Origin of the sequence: Streptomyces sp. A012304 (genome assembly GCF_026008495.1) — a bacterium.
Lineage (GTDB): Bacteria > Actinomycetota > Actinomycetes > Streptomycetales > Streptomycetaceae > Streptomyces.
In genome coordinates this window covers 8,504-8,716 of record NZ_BQUN01000154.1, presented here as the reverse complement: position 1 = coordinate 8,716, position 213 = coordinate 8,504, and positions in this window count along the sequence as shown.

The window sequence follows — 213 nt, the reverse complement described above, 5'->3', positions numbered from 1 at the left end:
TGATGCAGGCACTGCCTGCGGGCGGTGCGATGGTCGCGGTGCAGGCGAGTGAGGCGGAGGTGGCTTCGCGGCTTGAGGGGGCGGTGTGTGTCGCGGCGGTGAACGGGCCGGAGTCCGTGGTGCTGTCCGGTGACGAGGACGCTGTGCTGGGGGTTGCCGCCCGGTTCGCGGCCGAGGGGCGCAAGACCCGGCGGCTCCAGGTGGGACACGCCT